Origin of the sequence: Bacillus songklensis (genome assembly GCF_042649685.1) — a bacterium.
GTDB lineage: Bacteria > Bacillota > Bacilli > Bacillales > Bacillaceae_H > Bacillus_BA > Bacillus_BA songklensis.
In genome coordinates this window covers 325,919-344,597 of the sequence record NZ_JBHRZT010000072.1, presented here as the reverse complement: position 1 = coordinate 344,597, position 18,679 = coordinate 325,919, and the positions used below count along the sequence as shown (strand labels likewise).

Here is an 18,679-nt window from a genome sequence, read left to right as displayed (position 1 = left end):
AAGAAACCTGCCTGAAAAGCAGATTTCTTTAAGAGTCCATATCATAATTTTTTTAATGACGATCAAATTGAACAGGGCCGACCGGCTTTCTTCGTCTTTAAAGAGTGTAACCAACTCGTTCATAAATTGGCGCCTCATTTTTCAGCAAGGGCTATGCGTATGCCGATAATGGCAAAAAGGCCCGCTTTTCCTTTATTGATATATCCATTCATACGCGGATGCTGAAGCAGCTTTTGACCAACATTGCCTGCGAATAAAGCGATGAGGGTAAAGGTTACCACAGCTTGAAGCATAAACACCGATCCGAGTACGACCATTTGAAGTACGGGGTGACCCGCTTTTGCCGACACGAATTGCGGCAGCAAAGCCAGCAGCCTCTCCAAACCCTTCACCCAATTTGATTGAGTGCAGGTACCTCCTGATGCCCGGTTTTCCCGCTTGTATTCGTCAAATAAGACCGTCACCCGCTCTTCTTTTACATCAAGAAAATGTGCCGCCTCTTTTCTTTCAAATCAAGACACTATTGTTTTGATTGTTGCGCTAGCTGCAGAAAAATGTAATTTTTTTACATTTTAAAACTTTTTTGTTTGTATTATAAAAAAATCAAGCTTTTTTATTAATGCTATATCAAGCATTCGTAAAAGATTGTAAAATTGTAGAATTTCACTTTGAATTTTGTAGATTTTTCTATAGTATGATACGCGGAATACATCTTAATAGGAAAGGGAGAAACTGAATACCATCGTTTCAACCGCTCATGCTAATGGCCAGAAGGTCCGCTTTTGGGCGACGCCGGACACCGCCTCTCCACAGCGAGAAGCTATTTGGCATGAACTTTTGAAAGCTGGTGTCGATTTCATCAACACCGATGATTTGGCCGGTTTGCAGCAGTTCCTGACGGAGCATGATTCGCAACCGTCCGAACCTTCCATTACTTGGGAATCTAAGAACAAGCGCTAAATAATAAAGAGCCATTCGTGATCATTTGGCTCTCATGAAAAAAAAGAAATAAGGGGCTGACTCCAAAATGTCACTTTATGTGTTCTTTTGGGTCAGTCCCTTTGTTGATTTTATATTTTCACTTACTAGGCTAATTTTGATGATAGAACCATTAAGTACTCTTTGTTAAAACGCATCCTGTTCCCGTTGCAGCCCCTTTGTCGTTAACGTTTGCTTTAAATTTACATGGTCACCTTGGCAAAAAAAAAGACACGGTGCTCCCGTGTCTTTTCTTCCATTTCCATAGCGCATTTCTCTAGGATACTATTAATATTTTATTAAAAAAGCAACGATTCCTTCAATTACCGGTTTTTCACCAAATAAAAGGAATCATTGCTTTTTTCTATTAGAATTTAGCTTGATAGTTCACTAATTCCCAAGTATGAACGGCTGTCCGGTAGCTGTCCCATTCGGCTTTTTTCATTTCTACATATTCACCAAATACGTGCTCGCCTAATGTTTTGCGTGCTAGTTCACTATTTTCCAATTCTTTTACTGATGCTTCCAAGCTGCCTGGAAGGTTTTCGATTCCAAGCTCAGCACGGCGTTCTTCTGACATGTGGAAAATATCTTCATTAATAGAAGCAGGTGCTGTTAAGCCGTTTTCGATTCCATCAAGACCTGCTGCTGCGATTACCGCAAATGTTAAATAAGGGTTTGCAGATGGATCTGGACAACGAAGCTCAACGCGTGTTGCCATGCCTTTTTTCGCTGGAATACGAATTAAAGCAGAACGGTTTGAAGCAGACCACGCGATATAGCAAGGAGCTTCATAGCCTGGTACAAGACGCTTATATGAGTTTACAAGCGGGTTTGTGATTGCCGCAAAGCCCTTTACGCTTTCAATTAAACCAGCAATGAATTGGTATGCTGTTTCAGAAAGTTGAAGTTCATCTTCCGGATTGTAGAATGCATTCTCGCCGTCTTTGAAGAATGACATGTTTACGTGCATACCTGAACCATTAATACCGAATACTGGTTTTGGCATAAATGTCGCATGTAAGCCGTATTTGCTTGCGATTGTTTTTACGACCCATTTGTATGTAGTCGCATAGTCTGCTGCACCTAAAGCATCTGCATATTTGAAGTTGATTTCATGCTGTCCTTCTGCCACTTCATGGTGAGAAGCTTCGATTGTGAAGCCCATTGCTTTTAATGCGCGGTAAATTTCTAAACGAACGCGTTCCCCAAGATCTTTTGGAGATGGCTCGAAATAACCGCCGTTGTCTCCAAGTTCCATTGTTGGATTTCCATTCTCATCAGCTTTGAAAAGGAAAAATTCTAACTCTGGGCCAACAGAGATGGTATAGCCTTTTTCCGCTGCGCGATCTACTGTTTTCTTTAATACGTTTCGAGTATCGCCTTCAAATAAAGTTCCGTCCGGGTTTGTTACAGAGCAAAGGAAACGCGCTTCTGAATATCCCTCTTCTACTGTCCAAGGCAATACCGCAAATGTATTTAAATCCGGTAAAAGGTAAAGGTCTGATTTATTAATAGGAGAAAATCCTTTAATAGAAGAACCATCAAACATTTGCTTTCCTTCTACTACATCTTCCAATTGATCAACCGTTACTGTAATGTTTTTTAAGATTCCTTCGAGGTCAACGAATTGTAAATGAATAAGTTCTACGCTTTTTTCTTTAATCGTCTCTTTAATTTGTTCAAGTACCGCTGTATGATTTTCCATTTCAGATAAAATTGTTTGAGTCATGTCAGATAACCTCACATTCAACGTCTTAATTTATAACATGGGTTTATTATATTGAAACTTCTCTATTTTTACAATACTTTTTTATTAATTTTTCTGTATTTTTATCATTTTTTTGATAGAAAACACTTTCATTGTTTGCGAATGAAAAAGAATCTCCAATCCATCACAAAAGTTGATTTTGATTGAAAGGACCCGTCACTGAATCCCTTGATGTTGCTGGATTTTCATGACGGGCCCTTCTCTCTATGTTTCATTACGATTTCAAAGCAAAAATAAAATATTGACCGACAGTCCCTCAGAGATCTGACTCTTTGATATTCATGCGGTCATCTTTTTTTCGATATTACTTTTACAATGCCGCTTTGAAGGGCCATTCGTCTTTGGGTTCTGGTAACAATACGAGGCGGCTGATAGGAATCCGTTGGAACGGATGAAAACATTAGATTATTCTGATGCGGGTGATGGATTTGGGGGGGTTGGTTCCTCCCTAACGTCTCAGGATCGTACCCCTCTAAGAGAGGATGATTATAAAAAAAGGCATGACCGATTTCATGAGCTAAAATATACTGACCTTCCGGCTGGTTTCCGATAAAAATGGCATTATATTTTTTTTTTGAAGAAAGGATCTTATAACTCGGACCCCGCCCAATTTTCGGAATTCCTCCATAATACAGCCCGATAACGCCTGACCCTTTTCCACCCTTTAAGTAAGATTGGGATATATAATATACATGAATATCATTTGTATCTGCACTCACTTCCTGTCCCCTTCTGAAAAGTTTTCGAGTTTGAAGAGAACCGATGTTTTTCATAATCTCTTTTTTCTTAACAGCATACGGCGAAGACAAATAATGAATGTGAGTCCTTATTCCGATTCCCCAAAGCCTTTCAGCCACTGCCACGTCACGTTGAATCCGCTTTTCAATATCAGGATTTTCAACATGTAACTCTTTCATTACAAATATATATAATTCAATATAGGGTCTTTGCTTTTGCCAAATCAGAGCACCCGAATCCAAACAAGCACACTCCCTTATCACGACTTGTATTATCATATGCGGAGCTGGTGCTTGCGACTGTACGAGAGTCTAATGGATCACTTGAAAAAGGAAAGAACAAAAAGCCAGCCAAAAGCGGCTGACTTTTTGTTAGATGACCATTTTCTTGTCGGAATTCAATTGAATTTCCTGGTGCTGAGAGACAGTGTTTTGTTTTTTCTTAATCCGAAGATGATAGATTAAATAACAAGCGATCATAAATGGAACTCCACAATATAGGGCTACGCGTTGTTCAGCATCAAATGCCAAACTGATCAATACAATACTGTTTAACGTTACGGCTAACCCCGGAAGGAACGGATAAAGGGGGGTTTTAAATTTTAAATCTTCCACTCTACCGCCTTGACGAATGTATTTTCTCCTAAACGCCAGCTGAGATGCCGTAATGGCGATCCACCCCACTTGCGCTCCCAATCCCGCAAGCGAGAGAAGCCACATGAACACGGTTTCCTCTGCAACTACACCGGAAAGCAATGACAGCAATGCAATGCAAAATGTTAAAACGAGAGCATTCATCGGAACTCCTCTTTTATTGACTTTTCCAAGAGCCCCAGTGGCCATCCCTTCCTTCGAAAGAGAGTAAAGCATACGCGTTGCTGCATAAAGACCAGAGTTGGCAACAGATAATAGCGCCGTTAAAATAACAAAGTTCATGATGTCAGCTGCATACGGTATACCAATGCTGTCTAATACAACCACAAATGGACTTTCTACCACTCCGGCTTTGTCCATCGGAATCATCGCCGCAACAATCGATACAGACAAAACAAAGAAGACAAGCGTTCGCCATACGGTTTGTCTAATGGAACGAGGAATCGTTTTTTCCGGATCCTCGCTTTCCCCTGCCGCGATACCGATGAGTTCAGTTCCCTGGAATGAAAAGTTCACTGATATCATCGTAATAAGCAATGCAGTGATTCCATTTGGAAACAATCCCTCTGCGAAGAAATTGGCTAAGAATGGTGCTTCTTGTCCACCCTTCATATCGATAAACCCAAACATCGCGGCACCACCAAGAACGATAAACATAATAATCGCAAGTACCTTAATGCCCGAAAACCAAAACTCCGCTTCACCGAACGCTCTAGCAGACAATGCATTCAGCCAAAAGAGAAATGCAGCGAAAATCGCACACCACATCCAAACTGGAGAATCCGGAAACCAGCGCTGCATGAGCTGTCCTGCGGCCAAAAACTCCAATGCGACCGTTACAGCCCACCCGAGCCAGTATAACCAGCCAATGGCAAAACCGGTTCCCGGGCCAATAAACTTCGTTGTATATGTTTGAAACGAACCGGATACCGGCATGGCTACAGAAAGTTCACCGAGACAAAGCATCGTTAAATACATAATAAACCCGCCCACTAAATAAGCGATAATAGCACCGATTGGGCCTGCCTCATGAATCGTAAAACCCGAGCCAAGGAAAAAACCCGTCCCTATGACCCCTCCTAGGGAAATCATAAATAAGTGCCTTGATTTCATTGTCCGTTTTAATTCATGTGTTTGATGTTCTGTCGTGTTCATTCAACCTCTCCTTTTCTCCCATAACGTTGAATACGCTTACATAAACTCATAGAAACAAAATGACGAAATTTCTGTGATATTTATATTTTCAAACAATTAAATATGCAAGTTCCATGCCAACTTCAAACCCTACAATCGTTAACATTTTTTGAACAAAAGTGCCTATTAATTTGGCACTTTTGTTTAAAAATTTTGCACATGTACGCAAAATTTTTTATGAAAGATTTTTCCACAAAAAGACGATGTTTTTCCCTATGCAACTAGAAATAGGTTTACATACTATAATGAAAAATCAAGTTTACAGGAGTGCATTACCCAATCGATAATTCCGAAGGACCTGAATTAGGAAGACAAATGGCAAGGCTTATCATCGAACAGTTAACAAAACAAAAATTTTGTCCATCTAAACTATCCTTTCACCGAATAAGAAAACCACCATTGTTTTTTGATAGAGACTACAAAAAAGAAGCTGTCCGACTCCTGAATCAGGATGGAACGGACAGCTTCTCTTCATCGTCCCGAAAAAACCGATTGACGGGACGATCTATTAATCACAACCTGTGATAATGAAATCATCTTTAATTTTGGCTAACTCTTCATATTCATTAACTTTTTCGCCTGGCTGTACTTGTAAGGATGTAATATAACCGCTGATGCCTACTTTGACTTCTTCAAGTTTCCCATCATTTGTTTTAATTAAAAACAGTCTCTCCCATTCATATACATGGCTGCTTTCTTTTGTTAAAACTTTTTCTACGGTGCCTGAACAAGGACTGTAAATTGTTTCGATAACACTTTTCATTATCCTTCTCCACTCCTTACGATTCATCCAGTTATTATTTTCATTTTGATTTTTCTTCCATCCTAACGGGCGATTATCCCACCCGTTGATGGACGTATCACCTTATACCCAGCCTCTGAAACGTGATGCTTCTGCCACTTTGCGGATTCCAACCATATACGCAGCCAAACGCATATCAACTTTATGTGTTTGGGCTGTTTGATAGATGCTTTCAAATGAATCAACCATCACTTTGCGCAGCTTCTCTGCGACTTCTTCTTCTGACCAATAATATCCTTGATTGTTTTGTACCCATTCAAAGTAAGAAACGGTTACGCCACCGGCACTTGCCAAAATATCTGGTACAAGAAGAATACCTTTTTCTGATAAGATTTTCGTCGCTTCAAGTGTTGTCGGACCATTTGCAGCTTCGACGACGATCGGTGCCTTGATACGATCTGCATTTTCCGCGGTAATTTGATTTGAAATCGCGGCGGGAACTAGAATATCACAATCTAATTCTAGTAATTCTTCATTTGTAATCGTGTTTTTGAATAGCTTCGATACCGTTCCAAAGCTGTCACGGCGATCCAATAAATAATCGATATCCAGACCCTTCGGATCATGGAGCCCTCCGTATACATCGGAAATACCAATCACTTTCGCTCCTGCATCATGCATGAATTTCGCCAGGAAGCTTCCCGCATTTCCAAAACCTTGAATAACGACGCGTGCGCCCTTCAAGTCAATGCCTTTTTTCTTCACGGCTTCTTCGATACAAATCGTCACACCGCGTGCCGTTGCTGTTTCACGACCGTGCGAACCGCCTAATACAAGCGGTTTGCCTGTAATGAAGCCAGGTGAGTCAAATTCACGAAGCCGGCTGTACTCATCCATCATCCATGCCATGATTTGAGAGTTCGTATACACGTCAGGCGCCGGAATATCTTTTGTCGGCCCTACGACTTGACTGATAGCCCGAACATACCCGCGGCTTAAGCGCTCCAGCTCACCAAACGACATTTTACGCGGATCGCATATGATTCCGCCTTTACCGCCGCCATATGGAAGGTTGGCGATTCCACATTTTAAGCTCATCCAAATCGACAACGCTTTCACTTCATCTTCATTCACTTCTGGATGGAAGCGAACCCCCCCTTTTGTCGGACCGACGGCATCGTTATGCTGGGAACGATACCCCGTAAACACTTTCACAGTCCCGTCATCCATACGGACAGGAATACGGACCGTTAACAGGCGAACAGGTTCCTTCAGTAATTCATACACTTCTTCTGTATAGCCTAGTTTGTTTAATGCATTTTTAATAACTGTTTGAGTGGAGTAAAATAAATTCAACGACTCTTTTTCTTGTTGCTGTTCTTTAGAGAGACTATCTAACACCGTTTGAGCAGGCATCCTTAACACCTCATGCATCATAATAGAATAATAGTTTCAATCAAAAAATATAGGGAATCCCCTTCTGGTCTTATGCGGATAATACGCGGCGAATTCTTTCAATGGCCCAATCCAGATCCTCTTTCGAAATCACTAGCGGCGGTGCGAAACGAATAACCGTATCATGCGTTTCTTTACATAATAAACCTTCTTCTTTCAGCCTCTCGCAATATGGTCTTGCCGCTTCATGCAATTCTACGCCGATGAATAAGCCTCTACCGCGAACTTCTTTAATGATCGGGTTGTCAATTTCCAATAACTTTTGTTTGAAATATTCTCCTAATTCCAGTGAGCGTTGTGATAAGTCCTCTTCTTCAAGAACTTCCAACGCTGCAACGGATACGGCGCAAGCCAGCGGGTTTCCACCGAACGTAGAGCCGTGAGACCCAGGGTTAAAGACGCCTAAAATATCCTTGTTTGCTACGACACATGAAATCGGAAACACACCACCTCCGAGCGCTTTTCCTAAAATCAACATGTCAGGCTCCACATCTTCCCAATCGTACGCAAACATCTTTCCTGTACGAGCGAGCCCTACTTGGATTTCATCTGCGATGAATAAAACTTGATGCTCCTTACATAATTCGGAGGCTGCCTTCAAAAATCCTTCCGGCGGCAATACAATTCCTGCTTCCCCTTGAATGGGTTCGATCAAAAATGCTGCTGTGTTTAGAGTGATGGCCTCTTTTAGCGCCTCGATGTCACCGTACGGTACTAATTTAATGCCGGGAAGCATTGGCCCGAACCCTCTTTGATACTCTGCTTCTGATGATAAAGAAACCGCTGTCATCGTGCGGCCGTGGAAGTTGCCGACACATGCAATGATTTCTGCTTGATTATTTGGAATTCCTTTTACTTCATAGCCCCAGCGGCGTGCTGCCTTAATCGCCGTTTCAACAGCTTCTGCCCCTGTATTCATTGGAAGAGCCATATCTTTGTTTGTTAACTTACAAATTTTCTCATACCATGGGCCAAGCTGATCGTTATGGAACGCACGGGATGTTAAGGTTACACGGTCTGCTTGGTCTTTTAACGCTTGGATGATTTTCGGATGGCGATGCCCTTGGTTAACCGCTGAGTAGGCACTTAGCATATCCATATACTCTTTGCCTTCCGGGTCTTTTACCCATACGCCTTCCGCCTCGGAAATAACGATTGGCAGCGGATGATAATTGTTCGCTCCATAGTTTTGAGTTTGTTCGATAATTTGACTTGATTTTGTAGTTGTCATCATCGTTTGTTCCTCCCTTGAAGTCTAATTGTACTAGGTGGAAGGGAGGATCATTCACTCCCTCCGATATATATTCCAGCTTAATCTTCTTCCCTCTTTACGGACTTCCGCCCACACTCCTTGAATAGGCTGAAAAGATCCTCGCGTAGCGTTTGTCAAGAAACCATAAGGTTGCTTGACAAACGCTTATGCGTAAATCATTGGACATGGATGTCTTTTATCCATGTCCAATGATTTATGTGGATTTAAAGTGTTTCGGATGTCGTTTTGGCTTGCATATGAAGAAGCAAGTAGTCAGGCCCGCCTGCTTTTGAGTCTGTTCCTGACATATTGAATCCACCAAACGGCTGATATCCAACGATTGCACCCGTACATCCACGGTTGAAGTAAAGGTTTCCTACATGGAATTCTTCACGTGCACGCTCAATGTGTTCACGGTTATTTGAAATCAACGCACCCGTTAAGCCATAGTCTGTGTTGTTCGCAATCTCCATCATATGATCGAAATCGCGGGCCTTGCAGATTGCCAGTACCGGTCCGAAGATTTCTTCTTGCATTAAACGAGCCTTTTCATCCACATCGGCAAAAACGGTGGGCTGAATGAAGTAACCTTTAGAGTCATCTCCTTCGCCGCCTGCCAAAAGCATGCCCTCTTTTTTACCGATCTCAATGTAGCTCATAATCTTGTTGTACGATTTTTCATCAATAACCGGACCCATGTATGTGTTTACATCTTCGGGGCTGCCGACTGTTAATGTTTTTGTTAAAGCTACCACTTTTTCTACCACTGCATCGTATACATCCTGGTGGATAACCGCACGGGAACCGGCTGAACATTTCTGACCGGAGAATCCGAATGCAGAGTATACGATTGAAGATGCTGCTAATTCTAAATCCGCATCTTTATCGACAACAACTGTATCTTTACCGCCCATTTCTGCGATAACACGTTTTAACCAGATTTGGCCCGGATTTACTTTTGATGCACGCTCATAAATGCGGCAGCCCACTTCTCGAGATCCTGTGAAGGATACGAAACGAGTTTTTGGATGATCGACTAAGTAGTCACCAATTTTAGAACCGCTTCCTGGAACAAAGTTTAATACGCCTGCCGGAAGGCCCGCTTCTTCCATTAATTCGACGAACTTTGCTGCAATAACAGGAGTTGAGTTAGCCGGTTTGAGCAATACCGTATTTCCAGAAACAAGGGCTGCTACAGTTGTTCCAGCCATAATCGCCAACGGGAAGTTAAACGGAGAAATAACGATTCCCACACCAAGCGGGATATAATGGAATTGGTTCAACTCACCTTCACGGCTGTTCACTGGAATGCCGTCTTTTAATGTCAGCATTTGACGTGCATAGTACTCTAAGAAGTCGATCGCTTCCGCCGTATCCGCATCCGCTTCTTTCCAAGGCTTTCCGGCTTCTTTTACAAGATAAGCGGAAAACTCATGTTTGCGGCGGCGCATCATGGCAGCGGCGCGGAATAAAATGTTTGCACGGTGTTCCGGCTTCCATTTCTTCCATGTTTCAAACGTTGTCAGTGCTGCCTGCATAGCTTTTTCTGCTAATTCTTGATCGGCCATCGACACACTTCCGATTACTTCCTCTTTGTTGGCAGGATTGATGGATATAGCTTTCTCTTCCGTTGTGATGCGCTCTCCTCCGATAACTAGCGGATACTCTTTTCCAAGTTGTGTTTGCACGTATGCTAATGCGTCCTGAAACGCTTTTTTATTATCTTCGGTTGCGAAATTTGTAAATGGTTCATGCTTGTAAGGTACAGTCATGTTTTAATTCCTCCTAGTCTAGTTGTTTCTTCACTAAAAATAATATGCAAGTTCCGTGCCAACTTATATATAAATCCACAAAAAAATGGGACAACGCTTATTTAAAGCTGTCAGAATAGGAAAGCTATAAATAATACAAAAAACGACAAATGATGTTGAACCATTAAATTGAATGTATATACCTAAAAATTTTTGCAGTTTTATAGATTTTCTACCCTATTTCCAACTCCAAAAACGCAAAAATATTTTGCGTACGAAAAAATATTTTGCGTGTTGCTACGCAAAAAAAGTTTGCAGAAAATAAAAAGATTTGCTACAACTAAAGTACAACAATGCTGATTTGTTGTACTTATCGTGTTCTGACGGACGGTTATTCCTTTTCAAAGAAAGGCAGTCAACCATCTATCAGAACGGGATCAGGAGAAGATGCTTACATTAGGGAGAAGAAATCATGGGAGAACAAAAACAACTTACCTTAGCCTATTTACAATATATAAATCAAATATATGAGAGAATTATAGATGAAGTGGATGTCGGACTTCACGCGGTAGATCAAACGGGGAAGACGATCATCTACAATAAAAAGATGATGGAAATTGAGTCGATGGATATCCAGGACGTTTTAAATAAGAATTTAATGGACGTGTTCATGTTTACGGAAGGACAAAGCAGTACCCTTGTCGAGGCTTTACAGGAAGGAAAAGAAACGATTAATGTAAAGCAGACGTATTTCAATAATAAGGGGAAAGAAATAACGACCATTAACAATACGTTTCCCATTATTGAAGACGGTGAAATTAAAGGTGCCGTTGAAATTGCCAAAGACGTGACCAAACTTGAACGTTTAATCAAAAACAATATGAAGCGAAAAGGCAATACGAGATTTACGTTTGACAACATCATCGGAAGCAGTCCTGCCATCCAGGAAGTGATTGAAAATGCCAAGAGGGCTACTCGCACATCTTCCTATGTCTTGATTGTCGGGGAAACAGGTACAGGAAAAGAATTATTTGCCCAAAGCATCCATAACGGAAGCAGCCGGTCAGGAGCCCCCTTCATTTCACAAAACTGCGCGGCTCTTCCTGATAACTTAATCGAAAGTCTTTTGTTTGGGACAAAGCGCGGAGCTTTTACCGGAGCGATCGACCAACCCGGCTTATTTGAACAAGCTGAAGGCGGCACGCTCCTGCTGGATGAAATCAACTCCTTAAACCCAAACTTGCAGGCAAAGCTGCTGCGTGCTCTTCAGGAAAAAACGATCCGGCGGGTCGGCGATACGAAAGATACCCCGATTGATGTACGCGTGATCGCCAACATGAACGAAGATCCGATTGACGCCATCGCCAATAACCGTATGCGTAAAGACTTGTACTATCGCCTTGGCGTCGTGACTTTGTTCATTCCGCCGTTACGGGAGCGAAAAGACGACATATTGCCGCTCGCGCAGCGCTTTATCGAAAAGTACAACGGATTGTTTCAAATGGACGTAAAAGGGATTGACGAAGAGGTCTTTCAATCGTTCCTTTCCTACGACTGGCCAGGCAATGTACGTGAATTGGAGCATATTATTGAAGCCGCCATGAACATCATGATCGATGAAGAAATCATCAAATATGCCCATCTTCCCTTTCAATACCGGAATAAGTCACAATTAAAAGAAAGAATGACGCCAGTCTCACCTGTCGAATCCTTTATTGCTCACGATATGGATACACCGGTGCCGCTCAAGGACCAAATGGATTCGTTTGAAAAGTATTATATTGAACGAGTCCTTAAGCAAAACGATTTCAACATTTCCAAAACGGCCAAAATTCTCGGATTGAGCCGGCAAAGTTTACAGTATCGGATCAGGAAGCTGGATATGGTGTTGGATGAAAAGCGATAACTACATGAATCCACATAACCTTTGTAAGTCGATTCAAGGAGAAAGAAAAGAAAGGCCTGGATAGAGGAAGACTTGTGGCAAAGGTTAACAAGTTAATCTGGGCTCATACAGAAGAACATAATAGCAAAAGCTCAAGTTCAATGGGCGGGAACTTGAGCTTTTGGCATTACACAGCCTAAACATTATACATCACTTTGCTTCGGTTGTGTAAAGAAAAAGATAAAGATAATCAAAGGCAGCGCTATAAGAAATACGCCCCCTTTTGATGGTTTAATCGTTGGAAAATCGGTCAAAGCCATCTTCATGAATGTTATTATGGTATTCAAAAAGTAAAAGCCTGTAACTAGACGAATAGTGCGATGATGAACCACTTTCGCAAGTTAGCAAGCTTTTATTTCGCTGAAATATACCATTTATCAAGTTATAAACCATTTTATTCCATCATGATGGCGTTTGATTTTGATTCAAAACCGCCTTAACGGCATCCTCTATTTCTTTATAACTGGTACACCTGCAAATATTGGATTCCAGCCATTCTTTAATCGTATTATCATCAGCATTAGGATGATGATGAACAAGTGCATGACAATTCATGATGAATCCAGGTGTGCAATAACCGCATTGAAAGGCGAAATGGTCAACGAAAGCTTGTTGAATGGGTGCATCTTTTAATCCTTCTATTGTGGTGATCTCCTTATCTGCACCCTCAATGGCAAGCATAATACAGGACTTCATCGGGCGGCCGTCCACTATGATCGTACACGCCCCGCAATCCCCGTTTAAACAGCCGGGTTTTGCCCCTGTGAGTCCAAGCAGTTCGCGAAGTACGTATAAAAGTGTATCGGCCGGCCTAAAAGCGGCGATCCTTTCCTCACCATTCACATTCAATGCGACAGTTAGCTTGATCATGTCAGATGATTGCATGTTCATCACCTTCCAGTCCCGTTATAATATCCACCAACGTAGTTTTGATAACAAACTTCCGATACTCCGCCGATCCTTCCACATCATCCAAAATGGGCTCAGGCAGAAGGCGAATGGCTCGATTCACCCTTTCATCGAGTGATAGCTGTTTATTATTTAATTCCTCTTCTATTTCCTTTGAGCGAAAAGGAAAGGGACAAACCCCGCTGAAGGCTACACGTACTTGCTCTTCTTTTTTGATGGCTGCAATGGTTGCCAATGGATAACCTGTATCCCATTGTTGTCTGATTTTAATGCTTATATGAGGCATATCAAGATAATCTTTTTCCGTTAGCAGCAAAACAAGAAATTCTCCTTTTTCCAACTGCAGGTGTTGATTGAATACGGTATTGATGGGTTCCGTTCTTAAACCGTTTAAACCCGCGGTAATCACCTGGCTGTCCGTCAAAAGGAAAGGAAGAACCGCCTCACGGTAAAAAATTTGGCCGCAAATATTTCCGCCTACCGTTATTTTATTACGAGCCGTATGGTCAGCCACTTCGCTTGCTGTCTTGCTCAACAAAGGAAACAAATTCGCTTCTTCAATCTCGGTTAAAGACAAGCCCCCCCCTAACGCCAAATAATCTTCTTCATATTGAAGAACCCGGCATTCCGGAATCCCCTTTATATCAATGACAGCTTTCGTCACAACCAGGTCCAGCCGACCAAGTGTAATAATTTCTGTGCCTCCGGAATAATAAATCGGTTGCTTGCCCTCTCCTTCCAATCTCTGAAACAATTCAATTGCTTCTTGAATGGATGCGGGTCTATAATACTCAAAATCAAATGAAATCATTTTGGACGCCCCCCTCCTTCGTTCTCCAAATCAACTCGGGAATGAGCGGCAACTGATTCAAAGGCACACCTGCTGCAACCGTCAAACTATTGCCCAAAGCGGCAGGCATTCCAAGCAACCCGTGCTCTCCAACCCCTCTCGCCCCATAAGGTGCATCAATTTGTGGAGTCTCTACAAAATCGACGATATACTCCGGATTTTCTCCATATCTCATCGGCCTATATGTTCTAAGTTGAGGATTCAGTACCCTGCCGTATTGATCAAACCAAAACGTTTCTCTTCCCCCGAACGCCAGTCCCATACTCATGGCACCCATCACCTGGCCTATTGCTGTTTTCTCATTTAATACTCTTCCGATATCCACGACAGTGACTGCTTTTAGTATTCGATACCGATATGTTCTTGTGTCAAACTCTACTTCTACTCCCTGAGCGCCAACTGTCCATTCAGGCCCGGGTTTTCCTGCTCCTGTCTCTGGATCTAAGTACGTCATACGCCTTAACATATAATGTCCTCGGCCGATGATTTGTCCGCCGATTGCATTTCCATTCGGATATTTATAGCCGTAAGCAATATCTTTTATATCTATCCCCGTACGCGGCTCATCCCGCAGAAACACTCTTCCGTCCGCTATCTCTAAATCTGCTTTGGCTGCCCGTAACACACACGATGCCACTTCCTTGAGCTGGTTCATCACATCCTCTGCCGCTTCCAATACGGCCCTTCCTGCCATAAAAGTCCCTCGGCTGGCCACCGTTTTCCAGTGCTCGGGTGTAGTCTGGGTGTTTACTTTCATTCGAACATAAACCTTATTAACATCCATTTTCAGTCGTTCAGCCAATATCTGCGCAAGAATGGTTTTCGTTCCCGTGCCAATTTCAATAACGCCCGACATTAAATTAATGCTTCCATCGGAATTGAACGTCAAAATGACACCTGAGCTTGCATCCGATTCAATGGTCGACGTTTTCCAAATACAACTGATGCCTTTTGCTCTTACTTTATATTTACCTAATTCGATTCGTTGGCCTTCATTCCAATTCATCCATTCCCTTAATCTGCAAATACATTCGGGCAAATTCCCCACGTTACTTGAATTCAAAAGAACACGGGTAGGGGTCGTATGTCCTGGTTTAATCGCATTTTTGTAGCGTAATTCCAGAGGATCCATTCCCAGTTTCTTTGCCAGTATATCCATGGTCCTTTCAATCGCAAACAAGAGTTCGGAATGACTGAACCCTCGAAAAGGAGCTGCATACGGATGGTTGGTATACATGCACAGCGAGTCACACCATACATTCTCGATATGGTAAGGTCCCGTACAGTCAACTGCAGCAGCCTTGCTCATATCTGCCGCTTTATCCGAATAGGCCCCGCCGTCGAACAAATAGAGAATTTCCGCGGCTTTTATGATGCCATCTTTTGAACAACCTAACTTCACTTTCGCATCCAGCCCGATATGGACCGGAGACGTTAGAATGTCTTCCTCTCTTGAATTCAATAATTTCACTAACCTGCCGCCAACCGCCTTTGAGGCCAGGTACGCCAGGAGTTCCAGTTGGACAGATGCTTTCCCTCCATACGCCCCCCCCACTAAAGGCGTATTGACGATCACCTTTCCTGTTTCCACACCAAAATACTCGTTAAGCAGCTTTTTGACCATAAAAGGTGCCTGTGAAGAAGTGGTGATGATAACGGTCCCATTTGGTCGAATCTCAGCCAGTGAGCATCTCGTTTCCATCGCAGCATGGTCAGAAGGAGAAAAGGAAAAATTGGCTTCCACCACGACATCACTCTCTGACCAGCCTTGTTCCATGTTCCCTTTTCGTATTTTCGTACGGTTGGCAATATTGGTGCCCGGCTCTGGATAAACTCTTTTCTGCCTCTTATATGCTCCTAGGTTTTCATGAACTAACGGGACATCTGCTTGAAGGGCCTCGGTCGGAGAATTGACGACAGGCAAAGGTTCATATGTAACCTTGATGTGATCCGCTGCACGCTTGGCCAGTACAGGAGTATCCGCTACGACTACAGCTACCGTTTCTCCATGATACCGTACTTTCTCAACCGCGATGGGTGGCCGGTCACGGATCTCCTCGCCTGTCAGGGGAAACTGCTGTCCGGCCAGGATGGCGCGAACACCAGGTACTTTTAATGCATCTGATGTATCGATTTTGGTGATTCTGGCATGCCCATATGGACTAATGATCATATGTCCATACAGCATTCCCTGTGTGATGTAGTCATCTGTATATTTCGCTGTGCCCGTTACCTTCTCCCAAGCATCTTTTCGTATCACACTCTTTCCGATTATTAGCAATACAGTGCCTCCTTTTCGCTCTTTTATTCTCATATATTAAAAGAGTGATAATTTTCTATATAAGTCCCACTTAAGGTTTAAACCTCTGTCATCGAGCCTTCTTCTATTTGCGCCTTTCTGTTTTTTCATCTTGAACTAGCTTACAAAGGTCTTCGTATAAGCGGCTGACAAGAACCCGCAAGGGAGATTGGCAGCCGCTTATGCGTAAATCATTTGCGTGGATGTTTTTTATCCACGTCAAATGATTTATGTGGATTTATATATTTCCATCCCACAACATTTTAACAAGCTCATACTCTTCTCTTGTATCAATATCGATAAAATTGGCATAATCATCGTAATGTTTCATTAATCCATGATGGCATCCGCTTTTTCTCAATAATCTGCGGGCTCCTTCATCACCTTTTAGTTTTAATAAATGGGAAAACTGATTCTTGGAAAATAAAATTGGAGGTCTTGGAATGTCGTTATAACTTGCTGCCACAAAATCATATGATCTCTTATCATTGAATAGGGAAATGAGTTCGTCGAGCATTTCTTTTGATATGAACGGCTGATCGGCAAGCAAAATGATAATCCCGTCTGCCTGTAGGCTTTGGGCCTTTTGTATACCGCATTTCAAAGACAACGATTGCCCTTGTTCTGCTTTCGGACAAGGAAGATAACTCCACCTTTTATTGAACGGCTCTAAAAATAGAGAGGGGTGAACCCATTCAAGAAAATCATCTTGTCTTGTAATTACGACGATATGATCCAGACTGGATTGAAGAGCCGTCTTTAATGCCCTGCTGCCCAGCCGGTCATCTCCTAAAGGTAAAAATAGTTTATTGGAACCCATTCGTCTGCTTTTTCCCGCCGCAAGATAAATACCGATGATTTTCGCTTCGTTCATATAGAATGGGTCCTTTCAACGAATGGTTTTCGCAGATGTTGAATCATTTCCGCAAGAATGCTGACCGCTATCTCTTCCGGTCCCTTCGCCCCGATCGCTAAACCAACGGGAGAATGAATAAAAGGAGGAATATCCTTTATGTTCAACAACCGCCTCGTCCTCTCATGCGGTCCTAAAACTCCGGCATAGCGCACTTTCTTCTTCATAATATAAGAAAGGATTTCCCTGTCTTTTTGGAAATGGTGAGTCATGATTACAACAAAATCACTGCTTTGAAGGCAAAGTTCTTCTACAATCTCTTCCGGAGAACCAACAACAATTCCGTCTGCTGAAGGAAAACGATCCCTATGGCAAAATGCCGGCCTCCAATCACACACCGTCACAGAAAATCCCGTACAAGCCGCAAGAGAAACGACAGGTTGAGCATCCCGTCCTGCTCCAAACACAACAAGACGCGGTTTTGGCTCATAAAGATGAAAATAAATCGATCGAGATGGATGTCCCAACGACGCGATTCCACTTTTTTGACAAAAAGGATTAACGTTATGAAAGAGCGATTCGAGGCAGGAAGGCAAATCTTCTCTCCATTCATTTCCAAAAATTTGGCCGTCCATCGGTACATAAGCATATTTCGTTTGCGACAAATCCTCAGTTAACTCTTTCATATGGAAAACGGGGATTCTTTTATTCAAGTACACTCTTAATATACAAAGATGCTTTCTCAGCTTTTCATCTAAAGGCTCCAGTAAAATGGACAATATGCCATTACATCCGGCTCCTTGTCCCCACCCAAAGTCATCTTCATTTTCCAAATGGTACGTAACAGTTCGTGCCGCTCCTTCACGAAATACTTCCTGGGCTCGTATGGCAAGATCTGCTTCAAGGCATCCTGGGCTTACCATCCCAATTTGCGTACCATCTTCCCAAAAAATCATGGATGTTCCTTCCTTCAAGTAGGCCGAACCTTCTACATGAATAATAGTGGCGAGAACACCGTCTTGTTCTGACGTTTCTACCGCATCTAAAATGTCGTAAATATTCACTTTTAGGTTCCTCCACATCCCGCGAGTTTGTGTTAAGCGAATCATTTTATATAAATCCAATTTAATTTTCTAACATAAGTCATTCTGCTCTATCCTATTCAGGGTCCTCCCTTTCTTGCATCTTGAATGAGCTTACAAAGGTTCTCATATAAGCGGTTGACAAGAACCCGAAAGGGAGCTTGGCGGCCGCTTATGCGTAAAGAATTTGACATGGGCGCTTTTTGC

15 protein-coding genes are annotated in these 18,679 nt (G+C 42.5%); 2 read left to right on the top strand and 13 right to left on the bottom strand.

The genetic code is table 11. The annotated features are described in order from the left end of the window. Positions 1–134: 134 nt before the first annotated feature. Positions 135–464 carry a LysE family translocator gene (locus ACFOU2_RS20470; RefSeq protein WP_377918149.1) on the bottom strand — a complete coding sequence of 110 codons (330 nt, stop codon included), beginning with the start codon at positions 462–464 and terminating at the stop codon, positions 135–137. A 268-nt stretch (positions 465–732) separates the two neighbouring features. Here ACFOU2_RS20470 and ACFOU2_RS20465 point away from each other — a divergent pair, with 268 nt between their 5' ends. Continuing rightward, a complete protein-coding gene (locus tag ACFOU2_RS20465) occupies positions 733–960 on the top strand; it encodes a hypothetical protein (protein ID WP_377918684.1) in 228 nt (75 codons plus the stop codon). Between the two features lie 385 nt (positions 961–1,345). On the opposite strand, the gene glnA is transcribed toward ACFOU2_RS20465, so the two are convergent. The 7 genes from glnA to pruA form a co-directional block, all read right to left on the bottom strand. After that, complete coding sequence (glnA, locus tag ACFOU2_RS20460) at positions 1,346–2,710, bottom strand: type I glutamate--ammonia ligase (RefSeq protein WP_377918148.1); 1,365 nt, start codon at positions 2,708–2,710, stop codon at positions 1,346–1,348. Positions 2,711–3,036: 326 nt separating this feature from the next. Further along, positions 3,037–3,729, bottom strand: coding sequence for a hypothetical protein (locus ACFOU2_RS20455; RefSeq protein ID WP_377918147.1), 693 nt, complete (start codon positions 3,727–3,729; stop codon positions 3,037–3,039). A gap of 129 nt (positions 3,730–3,858) precedes the next feature. After that, entirely contained in the window at positions 3,859–5,295 is a 1,437-nt protein-coding gene (locus tag ACFOU2_RS20450; protein WP_377918146.1) for an amino acid permease, read from the bottom strand. 547 nt (positions 5,296–5,842) lie between these two features. Next, positions 5,843–6,097, bottom strand: coding sequence for a hypothetical protein (locus tag ACFOU2_RS20445; RefSeq protein ID WP_377918145.1), 255 nt, complete (start codon positions 6,095–6,097; stop codon positions 5,843–5,845). Between the two features lie 102 nt (positions 6,098–6,199). After that, complete coding sequence (locus tag ACFOU2_RS20440; RefSeq protein ID WP_377918144.1) at positions 6,200–7,492, bottom strand: Glu/Leu/Phe/Val family dehydrogenase; 1,293 nt, start codon at positions 7,490–7,492, stop codon at positions 6,200–6,202. A gap of 70 nt (positions 7,493–7,562) precedes the next feature. After that, on the bottom strand, positions 7,563–8,765 hold the full coding sequence (locus ACFOU2_RS20435; RefSeq protein WP_377918143.1) for an ornithine--oxo-acid transaminase: 1,203 nt from the start codon (positions 8,763–8,765) through the stop codon (positions 7,563–7,565). A gap of 242 nt (positions 8,766–9,007) precedes the next feature. Beyond that, positions 9,008–10,555, bottom strand: coding sequence for an L-glutamate gamma-semialdehyde dehydrogenase (gene pruA, locus ACFOU2_RS20430; RefSeq protein ID WP_377918142.1), 1,548 nt, complete (start codon positions 10,553–10,555; stop codon positions 9,008–9,010). 451 nt (positions 10,556–11,006) lie between these two features. Between pruA and ACFOU2_RS20425 the strand changes: the two genes are divergently transcribed. Beyond that, positions 11,007–12,440: a sigma-54 interaction domain-containing protein gene (locus tag ACFOU2_RS20425; RefSeq protein WP_377918141.1), complete on the top strand. Its 1,434-nt coding sequence runs from the start codon at positions 11,007–11,009 to the stop codon at positions 12,438–12,440. Positions 12,441–12,881: 441 nt separating this feature from the next. Here ACFOU2_RS20425 and ACFOU2_RS20420 read toward each other — a convergent pair whose 3' ends face one another. The 5 genes from ACFOU2_RS20420 to ACFOU2_RS20400 all read right to left on the bottom strand — a co-directional run bounded on the left by ACFOU2_RS20420 (position 12,882) and on the right by ACFOU2_RS20400 (position 18,454). Further along, positions 12,882–13,364: a (2Fe-2S)-binding protein gene (locus tag ACFOU2_RS20420; protein ID WP_377918140.1), complete on the bottom strand. Its 483-nt coding sequence runs from the start codon at positions 13,362–13,364 to the stop codon at positions 12,882–12,884. After that, the gene (locus ACFOU2_RS20415; protein ID WP_377918139.1) at positions 13,351–14,199 is read right to left on the bottom strand and encodes an FAD binding domain-containing protein; all 849 of its coding nucleotides are present in this window, start codon (positions 14,197–14,199) and stop codon (positions 13,351–13,353) included. Before ACFOU2_RS20415 ends, ACFOU2_RS20420 begins: the two co-directional genes overlap by 14 nt. Further along, complete coding sequence (locus ACFOU2_RS20410) at positions 14,186–16,552, bottom strand: xanthine dehydrogenase family protein molybdopterin-binding subunit (protein WP_377918138.1); 2,367 nt, start codon at positions 16,550–16,552, stop codon at positions 14,186–14,188. The genes ACFOU2_RS20415 and ACFOU2_RS20410 overlap by 14 nt, the downstream gene beginning before the upstream one ends. 223 nt (positions 16,553–16,775) lie before the next feature. Further along, positions 16,776–17,411 (bottom strand): nucleotidyltransferase family protein, encoded by a 636-nt coding sequence (locus ACFOU2_RS20405; RefSeq protein ID WP_377918137.1) that lies wholly within the window; start codon positions 17,409–17,411, stop codon positions 16,776–16,778. Beyond that, entirely contained in the window at positions 17,408–18,454 is a 1,047-nt protein-coding gene (locus ACFOU2_RS20400) for an XdhC family protein (protein ID WP_377918136.1), read from the bottom strand. The genes ACFOU2_RS20405 and ACFOU2_RS20400 overlap by 4 nt, the downstream gene beginning before the upstream one ends. Positions 18,455–18,679: the final 225 nt, after the last annotated feature.

Bases quoted from the DNA above. Each gene is read 5' to 3' on its own strand.
- glnA (WP_377918148.1), bottom strand. From the start codon at position 2,710: ATGACTCAAACAATTTTATCTGAAATGGAAAATCATACAGCGGTACTT.
- ACFOU2_RS20450 (WP_377918146.1), bottom strand. From the start codon at position 5,295: ATGAACACGACAGAACATCAAACACATGAATTAAAACGGACAATGAAA.
- ACFOU2_RS20445 (WP_377918145.1), bottom strand. From the start codon at position 6,097: ATGAAAAGTGTTATCGAAACAATTTACAGTCCTTGTTCAGGCACCGTA.
- ACFOU2_RS20440 (WP_377918144.1), bottom strand. From the start codon at position 7,492: ATGCCTGCTCAAACGGTGTTAGATAGTCTCTCTAAAGAACAGCAACAA.
- ACFOU2_RS20435 (WP_377918143.1), bottom strand. From the start codon at position 8,765: ATGATGACAACTACAAAATCAAGTCAAATTATCGAACAAACTCAAAAC.
- pruA (WP_377918142.1), bottom strand. From the start codon at position 10,555: ATGACTGTACCTTACAAGCATGAACCATTTACAAATTTCGCAACCGAA.
- ACFOU2_RS20425 (WP_377918141.1), top strand. From the start codon at position 11,007: ATGGGAGAACAAAAACAACTTACCTTAGCCTATTTACAATATATAAAT.
- ACFOU2_RS20420 (WP_377918140.1), bottom strand. From the start codon at position 13,364: ATGCAATCATCTGACATGATCAAGCTAACTGTCGCATTGAATGTGAAT.
- ACFOU2_RS20415 (WP_377918139.1), bottom strand. From the start codon at position 14,199: ATGATTTCATTTGATTTTGAGTATTATAGACCCGCATCCATTCAAGAA.
- ACFOU2_RS20410 (WP_377918138.1), bottom strand. From the start codon at position 16,552: ATGAGAATAAAAGAGCGAAAAGGAGGCACTGTATTGCTAATAATCGGA.
- ACFOU2_RS20405 (WP_377918137.1), bottom strand. From the start codon at position 17,411: ATGAACGAAGCGAAAATCATCGGTATTTATCTTGCGGCGGGAAAAAGC.